Consider the following 8,535-nt stretch of genomic DNA (forward strand, 5'->3'; position numbering starts at 1 on the left):
AATCGACTTGCTCTCCGAATCCGAGCAGTCCGGCGAGGTGCCCCCGATCCCGGCCCACCACGCCCGGGGCTTTTTCCGCTCCCGGCCGGGCCGCCCCGGGGGGCGGCACGGCCGTTGTCATTCGAGTTCGCAGTTCGCAGTTCTGAGTCACGAGTCACGAGTCACGAGTTTCGTCCGAGGAGCCTTGCCGTGCCCGAGGGGCATACGATCCACCGCCTCGCCCAGGACCACACCGAGCGCTTCGCCGCCCGCCCGGTCCGGGTCAGCAGCCCGCAGGGCCGCTTCGCCCAGAGCGCGGCCCTGCTCGACGGGCGCGAGCTGGAGAGCGCCGAGGCGCACGGCAAGCACCTCTTCCTGGAACTCGGCGACGCCTGGGTCCACATCCACCTCGGCCTCTTCGGCAAGCTCGGCTTCGGCCCCGCCCCGGCGCCGCCCGCGACCGACACGGTCCGGCTGCGCCTGCTGAACGAGGAGCACTACGCGGACCTGCGCGGGCCCACCGCCTGCGCGCTGATCGGCGAGGGCGAGAAGAAGGCGATACACGACCGGCTCGGCCCCGACCCGCTGCGCCAGGCCGACGACCCGGACCGGGCCTGGAAGCGGATCTCCCGCTCCCGCACCACGATCGCGGCCCTGCTGATGGACCAGAAGGTCGTCGCGGGCATCGGCAACGTCTACCGCGCCGAGGTCCTCTTCCGGCACGGCATCGACCCGTACCGCCTGGGCAAGGACCTCACCCGCGCCGAGTGGGACGCCATGTGGACGGACCTCGCCGCGCTCATGCGCGAGGGCGTGCGGAACAACCGGATCGACACCGTTCGCGACGAGCACCTGCCCGAGGTCATGGGCCGCCCGCCGCGGGTGGACGACCACGGCGGCGAGGTGTACGTCTACCGCCGGGCGAACATGCCGTGCCACATCTGCGGGGGCGAGATCCGCACCGCCGGTCTCGCCGCCCGCAACCTCTTCTGGTGCCCGGGCTGCCAGTCGCGCTAGAACCGGTCTCCGGGACCGGCACGGTCCGGCGCGGAACTGGTTTCCAGAGCCGGTCTCCAGAACCGGTCTCCAGAACCGGTCTCCAGAACCAGTCCCTATAAGGGGTCCCGCGAGACCGGTCCCGTCCCGTCAGAAGCCGTGCGGGAGCCAGGGAGCCACGTCCCCCGCGAACGCCCGCGAGGCCTCGGCCAGGGCGCCCGCGCGCAGCTCGCGCACGAGGCCGGCCGCTGCCAGCGAGGTGAGGGTGATCCCGCCCAGGTACGCCGAACCGAGCTCCCGGACCGACAGCGCCAGGTCCGCCGGCTCCTCGGCCCGCGTGCAGGACGCGGCGCCCTTCCCGTCGGCGGTCAGCCGCCACCGGCCCCCGTTCCACGGACAGAACGCGTCCTCGACGTCCAGCACCACGTCCGCCGGCGCCCCGTACGTCCGCGCCTCCAGCGCGGCCGGCAGGTCCACCAGCCGGAGGTGCAGCGAGTCCCGGAAGCGCGGCCGCGACCGCCGCACGTCGCTGACCAGGTGCAGCAGCGGGTCGTCCACCGGCCGGGTGTTCGCCCGTACCGTCCACGTCAGGTCGATCTCGAAGAGGTAGCGCCACAGCGCCGCGTACGCCGCCGGGTCGAGCGCGTCGACGCCTGCGACCTCGACCTTGCCGTCCGAACCGGTGTGGTCCCGGTCGGCCTTGACCCGGTAGCGCGCGTACCCCACCACCTCGCCGTCCTCCCGCTCGGCGACCACGCACTTCTGCGCAGACCCGCCCCCGCGCAACGCGGGACCGTCCAGCAGTGCCAGCCGCTCCCAGCCCGGCTGCCGGGCCGGCATCCCGGGGCGCAGGGGGACCAGCGCCGCGTAGACCCGCTCGCAGTCGGCCAGCGCCCGCTCCGGGTCGACCAGGCGCAGCCGTACCTCGCCCGTACCCGGGGGCACGGTGAGGCGGACGCGGGTCGTGTCCACTTCCACGGCCAGGGAGTACGTCGCCGTGCCGTAGCCGAAACGCCCGTAGATCGCCGGATCCGAGGCCGTCAGCACGGCGAGCGGTTCACCACCCGCCCGGATGTCGTCCAGCTGCCGGCGCATCAGGGAGGTGAGCACCCCGCGCCGCCGGTGGGTGGGGGAGACGCCCACCATCGTCACGCCGGCCGCCGGCACGGTCGCTCCCCCCGGCACGGAGAGGCGGAAACTGAAGGCGCCGGCCGATCCCACGCAGGTCCCGCCGTCCCAGACGCCGAGCGAACGCTCCGTCTCCGTCAGCGACTTGTACAGTTTTCGCTCCTGAGGGGACTCGGGCACACCGCCGAACGCCAGTTCCAGCTGGTCGTACCAGACATCCCACTCATCAGACTGCAATACGCGCATCTCAAGAGCCATACGGTCATCCCTATCAGGGCATTCCGTTGCAGTCGACGCGTTTTCGGGCTCCGTTGGACCTCCGGTCCAGGGGTACCCCTGCGCATCCACAGCAGGGATGGATAGGGTCCCGATGCAATGGCCGGAGCACGCGTGGAATCGTTCAAGGCCCGGATGCGCATGCTGTCGCACCGGGCACGCACCGGCCTGCGCAAATCCGCCGTCGACTACTTCCGCGGCGACGCCTCGGACTGGCTCGCCCTCGCCGGACTGCTGGCCACCGTCCCCGCCATCGCCTGCGGCACCCTGATGCTGCCCGTCTGGTTCTCGCCCTCGGCGCTCGTCCTGCCGATCGTGGCCGGCGGCCTGCTGCTGCGCCCCGCCAGCCTCCTCGCGCTGTACGCCGCCTCCGCGGGCGCACTGATCGTCGAGGCCCTCGTGCTCGGCCCCTACACCCAGGGCCCGGCGCGGGTCACCCCCGGCACCGTCCTCGTCGTCGCGGCCTGCGGCTTCTTCGGCCTGGTCATCGCCCAGTTCCGCAGCCGCGTCGGCGTGCCCTGGCGGCGCGGCGGCACCATGCTCTTCGACCTGCGCGAACGGATCCGGGTCCAGAGCAAGCTGCCCGCCCTGCCCCGCGGCTGGCACCGCGAGATGGCCCTGCGCCCGGCCGGCGGCCAGTCCTTCTCCGGCGACTTCGTCGTCGCGGCCCGCACCAACGGCGGCCGGACCCTGGAGATCGTCCTGACCGACGTCTCCGGCAAGGGCATGGAGGCGGGCTCCCGGGCCCTGCTGCTGTCCGGCGCCTTCGGCGGCCTCCTCGGAGCGCTGCCCCCGCACGGCTTCCTGCCCGCCGCCAACGGCTACCTGCTCCGCCAGGACTGGGACGAGGGCTTCGCCACCTCCATCCACCTCGTCCTGGACCTGGCGACCGGCGACTACGAACTCCTCTCCGCCGGCCACCTGCCCGCCCTCCAGCTCTCCGCGGGCACCGGCCGCTGGCAGGAGAAGACCGGAGAGGGCCCGTTGCTCGGCGTCTACGACGGCGCCGAATTCACCCCCGCCCGCGGGAACCTCCGCCGGGGCGACGTCCTGATGCTCTTCACCGACGGCCTGGTCGAGACGGCCGACCGCGACATCAGCGAGGGCATCGACCGCCTCACCGGCGAAGCCGACCGCTACGTCGCCGCCGGCTGGGAGGGCGCCGCCTGGCACCTGATCGAAAAGGTCGCCAAGGACGTCAACGACGACCGCGCCCTGCTGCTGATCCGCCGCTCCCCCTGACCGGGGTGGGGTTTGCCCCACCCCCGTTCCGCCGGGCGCCGTCATGGCCGCCGGCCCACCGTGATCCGTAGCGTCGACCCCACGAACAGCGACGTCACGGAAGGCTGCACACCATGGGGATCCGGCGAACCAAGCGGCGGCACGACGAGCCGGCGGGGGCGCACGACACCGTCTACGAGCCGGCGGGGGCGCACGACACCTCGGCCGCCGTGGAGCTGCGCGGCGTACGACGCCGGTACGGGCACGGGGCCGGGGCCGTGCACGCGCTCCGCGGGATCGACCTGAGCCTGCCGCGCGGCAGCTTCACCGCGGTGATGGGTCCCTCGGGTTCCGGCAAGTCCACCTTCCTCCAGTGCGCCGCCGGACTGGACGTGCCCACGGATGGCTCCGTCCGCCTCGGAGGCACCGAGATCACCGGCATGGACGAGAACGAGCTCACCGAACTGCGCCGCAGCCGCCTCGGTTTCGTCTTCCAGGCCTTCAACCTGCTGCCTTCCCTCACCGTCGAACAGAACGTGCTGCTCCCGGTGCGGCTCGCGGGCGGAGGCGCCACCGGCCACGACCGCGCCCGGGCGGCCGACCTGCTCGCCCGCGTCGGCCTGGAGGGCAAGGCCCGCCGCCGCCCCGCCGAGCTCTCCGGCGGCCAGCAGCAGCGCGTCGCCATCGCCCGCGCCCTCGTCACCCGCCCCGACGTGGTCTTCGCCGACGAACCCACCGGCGCCCTCGACACCACCACCGGGGCCGAGGTGCTCGGGCTGCTCCGCACCGCCGTCGACTCCCTGCGCGCCACCGTCGTGATGGTCACCCACGACCCGGCCGCCGCCACCCACGCCGACCAGGTGCTCTTCCTCGCCGACGGCCTGATCGCGGACCGGCTGACGCACAGCTCCGCCGCCGCCATCGCCACCAGGATGACGGCCCTCACCACCCGCCAGGCCCCGGCTTATGCAGGAGCGGCGGCCTGAGTCCGGCGGGTGTCACGGCGTACGTGTCCCGGGCCGGCCCCTGCGGGTGCGGTGGCCTGAGTCCGGCGGGCGTCAGCGGGCGGTCGCGTCCCGCCACGGGCCGATCCCCAACTGCCCGGTGTTCCCGAGGTCGACGGGGCGCGTCAGCCGGATCGCCAGCCGCGGCGCGCCCGGCTTCGGCGTCACCTCCAGTACCCATCCCTCGACCGCCGGCACGCTCACGTCGGTGACCCGGTTCCGCCACACCATCACCACCGACGCGGCCTGCCCCGGCGCCAGCGACACCCGCTCCGGCGCGGCGTCGACGGTCGGCACCTCCGAAGTGACCGGCGCCGAGCCGTGCCCGACCGCCACCTCCACCGGCCGCTGCTCCTCGTCGAGCAGCCGGACCTCCGGGTAGCCCTCCAGCACGTACTCGTCCGTACCGCAGTTGACCAGCTCGTACCCCTCCAGCCGCAGTCCCATCGCGGCGTCCCCGGACCCTTCCAGGAGCCGCACCCCGCCCTCGGGACACGGCGGAGCCGACGTCCGCTCGGGAGCCTGCGTCGGCGCGGGCGGAGCCGGACGCGTCGCGGGCGCCCAGGTCGGCCCCGGCGCGGCCCTCGGCGCCGGCGGCGTCTCGCAGCCCGCGGCCCCCGCCAGCGCTCCCGTCACGACCACGCTCCCGACGACGCCCCTCACCCACCGCTTCGCGATCATCCCCCGAGCCTACGACGACGGCCCGCCGGGCAACGCCGGGCCAATCGTCCGGGATTGGCCCGGCCGCCAGGCTCCGGCGGCGCCTAACGTGCCCCCATGGACCGCACGCTCGCCGCCGACCTCGCCCGGCTCCCGGATCTCCTCGACGCCGCCCGCCGCGCCGCCGCCGACGCGCTCTCCGCCCTGGACGCGCGTCCCGTCGTACCGCCCGCCGGGAAGCCGGAGGGCCCCGAGCCCCTCCCGGAGCACGGCACCGGCACGGAAGCCGCCCTCGCCGCCTTCCGGGACCGGTGGGAGCCCCGGCTGTCGGCCTCCGCCGGGCCCCGTTACCTCGGCTTCGTCACGGGCGGCGCCACCCCCGCCCCCTCGCCGGGGACTGGCTCACCGCCGCCTACGACCAGAACTCCAACTCGGCCCTCGACGGCGCCGGCCAGGACCTCGAACGCGAGACCGTCGGCTGGCTCCGCGAGCTCTTCCACCTGTCCGCCGTCCACACCGGCACCTTCGTCAGCGGCGCGACGATGTCCAACACCACCGGCCTCGCCATCGCCCGCGAATGGCTCGGCGAGCGCCTCGGCGTCGCCCCGGCCGAGGACGGCGTCGCCGCCCTCGGCCCGGTCCGCGTGCTCTCCGGGGCCCCGCACTCCTCCATCGCCAAGGCCCTCTCCGTCCTCGGCCTGGGCCGCGCCTCGCTCGTCAAGGTCCCCACCCTGCCCGGCCGCGAGGCCGTGGACCCGGCCGCGCTGGAGCGGGCGCTGGCGGACACGCCCGGCCCGGCCGTGGTCGTCGCCAACGCCGGCACGGTCAACACCGTCGACTTCGACGACCTCAGGGCCGTCGCCGCCCTCAAGTCCCGGCACGACTTCTGGCTGCACACCGACGCCGCCTTCGGTGCGTTCGCCGCCCTCTCCCCGGACCACGCACACCTCGCCGACGGGCTCGACGCCTCCGACTCCCTCTGCGTCGACCTGCACAAGTGGCTCAACGTCCCCTACGACAGCGCCGTCCAGTTCACCCGCCGCCAAGACCTCCAGGCCCGTGTCTTCCAGAACGCCGCCGCCTACCTCGGCCCCCTCGGCGACCACCCCGACCTGGTCCACCTCACCCCGGAGAACTCCCACCGGCTGCGCGCCCTCGCCGCCTGGTTCACGCTCCGCGCGTACGGCCGCCAGGGCCACCGGGAGATCGTCGAACGCGACATCGCCTGCGCCCGCGCCCTGGGCGAGCGCCTCTCCCGGGCCCCGCCTTCACCCTGCTCGCCCCGGTCCGCCTCAACGTCGTCTGCTTCACCCTGGCCGCCGACCCCTCCCCGGCCCGCCTGACCGCCCTGCGCGAGGCCGTGGCCGACGAGGTCTTCGTCACTCCGACCGTGTACGGGGGAACCCCAGCCCTGCGTGCCGCGTTCTCCAACTGGCGTACCACGCAGGCGGATGTACACCGGGTGGCGGAGGCCCTCCGGACAGCGGCAAGGGAGATCGCATGACGAGCAGCCCCCTGACCCTCATCGAGGTCGAGGCCCTCGCCCGCACCGCGCACGAGGGCCAGACCGACAAGGCCGGCCGGCCGTATGCGGAGCACCTCGCCGCCGTAGCCGAGGGCGTCCGCGTGCGCGGCGGCAGCCCCGAGCAGCAGGCGGCGGCCTGGCTGCACGACGCCATCGAGGACGAGGTCCTCAGCCTCACGTGGCTGGATTCCGCCGCCCTCCCGCAGTCCGTGAAGGACATGGTCCTCGCGGTCACCAAGCGCCCGGGCGAACCGGTCGAGCAGTACGCGGCCCGCGTCCTCGCCACCCCGGGCGCGCTCCTGGTCAAGGAGGCCGACCTCGCACACAACGCCGATCCCGCACGGCTCTCCGTACTGGACGGCCCGACGCGTGAACGACTGTCCGCGAAGTACGCCTATGTCCGCTCCCTGCTCGGTCTCACCGCCCCATGAGTCCCGCCTCGCGCCCGAAATATGCCTTGTGCACGTGTGGTTGGCGGAAACGGAACGATGGTGATTCGTCACGGGGCGGATAGGCGGGGCCCGTTGGTGGGAGGATGGTCCATGTGGGGGTGTGCGTGGCCGTGCGCCCCGGGCCGACCAGGGGACGACCGAAGGTGTGATCAGTAGTGGCCATTTCGCTGTCAGTGGTGGTTCTGTTGGCGGTCATCCTGGTGGTGCTGATCCGCGGCAACCACATCAAGGCAGGACCCGCCATCGTCGCGGCCCTCTTCGGTTTCTTCCTGGCGTCCAGCTCGATCGCGGACGACGTGAACCGTTTCCTCAACTCCCTCGCGACGATGATCGCGAACATCAAGCTCTAGCGCCGCCCAACGAAAGAGCCGGCCCCGCCACGGCGGGAACCGGCTCTTTCACAGGGGAGCGGGCGATGGGAATCGAACCCGCGCAGCTAGATCGGAAGATCGCGCACCCCCACCCACCCTGACCAAGCCAACCCGCTGACCTGCGGGTTACCCGCCGCCTCGCCGCAGTTCCCCGCGACTCCCGTGCGGAGCCACACCACCGGGCACGCGGGGGCACGCCTAGATGGAGTCGTCCCGCTCCAGGATGAGGCCGGCCGACCCGTCCTCAAGGTCCACGCCCGGGTCGAGATGCAGGTGGTAGCCGTTCCTCAGCCCCGGTTCGGCAAGTTCCAAAAGCCGCTGCGCAAGCTGCCGAAGGCCTTCGGCGTTGCCCGCTATTGCAGCCTCGCCTGCCGAGTTCTGCACCGTGATCCGCGGTTCGTCCATAGGCCTCACGCTAGCCGCTCCCGGGCAGCCGCCCGCACACGGCTCCGGAGGCCCCGACGCGGCTCACGCGTTTCGGTAGGTCAGGGGTTTGGCGCGATTCCGGGCCGCCTCACGAGTCCGCGAATAGGCCGCAATCCGCGGACAGTTGGCGCCAGCTGCTTTGTGAGCTCGCCCGGGGGTCCTCACGCGCCCGCTCGGCCCAGGACGCGACGCCCCTTTACCGCCCGCCCGGCGCCACCGAAGTCCATCCGCGTTGATATCAGCTACGGATTTCGGCGGTGACTGCAGGCGTGCTTCGGCAGTCTCCCGTACCGAGCGGCTGCGCTTCTCCAACTCAGTGACGACACCCACCCCCAGAACCACTCACGGCATGCTCAACGACCATTCCGGGAACGGGGCAAGGGAGTTCTCAAACGCGGTCTCAGCTTGGCATTTATCCTCTGCGGGCTTGGTGTTCCTTGATTGACTCGGCGCGTTTGGCCGTCTTGCCGACGCTGTGATGGTTGGCCCGGTGGTTG

General features: G+C 72.9%; 8 protein-coding genes and 1 pseudogene. 6 read left to right on the top strand and 3 right to left on the bottom strand.

The features are described from left to right. The first annotated feature begins 189 nt into the window (after nt 1-189). Entirely contained in the window at nt 190-996 is an 807-nt protein-coding gene (locus AB0D48_RS36730) for a DNA-formamidopyrimidine glycosylase family protein (RefSeq protein ID WP_362407480.1), read from the top strand. Nucleotides 997-1,125: 129 nt separating this feature from the next. On the opposite strand, the gene AB0D48_RS36735 is transcribed toward AB0D48_RS36730, so the two are convergent. Continuing rightward, nucleotides 1,126-2,361: a GNAT family N-acetyltransferase gene (locus AB0D48_RS36735; RefSeq protein ID WP_362407483.1), complete on the bottom strand. Its 1,236-nt coding sequence runs from the start codon at nt 2,359-2,361 to the stop codon at nt 1,126-1,128. 117 nt (nt 2,362-2,478) lie between these two features. Here AB0D48_RS36735 and AB0D48_RS36740 point away from each other — a divergent pair, with 117 nt between their 5' ends. Together AB0D48_RS36740 and AB0D48_RS36745 are read left to right on the top strand one after the other, a co-directional pair. Next, nucleotides 2,479-3,621, top strand: a complete 1,143-nt coding sequence (locus AB0D48_RS36740) for a PP2C family protein-serine/threonine phosphatase (protein ID WP_362407486.1) — start codon at nt 2,479-2,481, stop codon at nt 3,619-3,621. Between the two features lie 113 nt (nt 3,622-3,734). After that, a complete protein-coding gene (locus tag AB0D48_RS36745) occupies nt 3,735-4,586 on the top strand; it encodes an ABC transporter ATP-binding protein (protein WP_362407489.1) in 852 nt (283 codons plus the stop codon). Between the two features lie 72 nt (nt 4,587-4,658). On the opposite strand, the gene AB0D48_RS36750 is transcribed toward AB0D48_RS36745, so the two are convergent. Then, nucleotides 4,659-5,285 carry a DUF4232 domain-containing protein gene (locus tag AB0D48_RS36750; RefSeq protein ID WP_362407492.1) on the bottom strand — a complete coding sequence of 209 codons (627 nt, stop codon included), beginning with the start codon at nt 5,283-5,285 and terminating at the stop codon, nt 4,659-4,661. A 96-nt stretch (nt 5,286-5,381) separates the two neighbouring features. On the opposite strand from AB0D48_RS36750, the pseudogene AB0D48_RS36755 reads away from it, so the two are divergent. The 3 genes and pseudogenes from AB0D48_RS36755 (at nt 5,382) to AB0D48_RS36765 (ending at nt 7,591) form a co-directional block, all read left to right on the top strand. Beyond that, a pseudogene (locus AB0D48_RS36755) lies at nt 5,382-6,768 on the top strand (pyridoxal-dependent decarboxylase). Beyond that, the gene (locus tag AB0D48_RS36760) at nt 6,765-7,220 is read left to right on the top strand and encodes an HD domain-containing protein (RefSeq protein WP_362407496.1); all 456 of its coding nucleotides are present in this window, start codon (nt 6,765-6,767) and stop codon (nt 7,218-7,220) included. The pseudogene AB0D48_RS36755 and the gene AB0D48_RS36760 overlap by 4 nt, the downstream one beginning before the upstream one ends. Before the next feature lie 176 nt (nt 7,221-7,396). Further along, nucleotides 7,397-7,591, top strand: a complete 195-nt coding sequence (locus tag AB0D48_RS36765) for a hypothetical protein (protein WP_150519620.1) — start codon at nt 7,397-7,399, stop codon at nt 7,589-7,591. A gap of 219 nt (nt 7,592-7,810) precedes the next feature. Here the strand turns inward: AB0D48_RS36765 and AB0D48_RS36770 are convergent, their stop codons facing one another. Then, nucleotides 7,811-8,017 (bottom strand): hypothetical protein, encoded by a 207-nt coding sequence (locus tag AB0D48_RS36770; RefSeq protein WP_362407500.1) that lies wholly within the window; start codon nt 8,015-8,017, stop codon nt 7,811-7,813. Nucleotides 8,018-8,535: the final 518 nt, after the last annotated feature.

The organism is Streptomyces sp. NPDC048269 (assembly GCF_040652395.1).
Classification (GTDB): Bacteria; Actinomycetota; Actinomycetes; order Streptomycetales; family Streptomycetaceae; genus Streptomyces.